Annotated in this window: 1 protein-coding gene; it reads left to right on the plus strand. The window is 57.9% G+C overall.

The features are described 5' to 3' along the window. Positions 1-259 (plus strand): hypothetical protein (locus SAY88_RS25245; RefSeq protein ID WP_332635181.1); only part of this gene is annotated, 259 nt, incomplete at both ends.

Consider the following 259-nt stretch of genomic DNA (forward strand, 5'->3'; position numbering starts at 1 on the left):
GGAGTTCACCTACCAGGCCATCGATCCACTGGTCAACAAGGGGCAGCAGGAGGCCCTGAACCCCAATATCATCACGAACCGGATCTGCGATCAACTGACCAACGTATGCCAGGCGAACGACGCCGCGAAGGCCGCTTGTCAGCAGGCACAGGCACAGATTGCGGCGATGACTGTAAGAGATGTGACCGTTGCTGAGGCCTGGAATGCAGCACTGGGATTTGCGGGAGCGAACACGAACCCTGATAATGCTCCTCAGGTG

This window comes from Halalkalibacter flavus, from assembly GCF_036663575.1.
GTDB lineage: Bacteria > Bacillota > Bacilli > Bacillales > Bacillaceae_D > Halalkalibacter > Halalkalibacter flavus.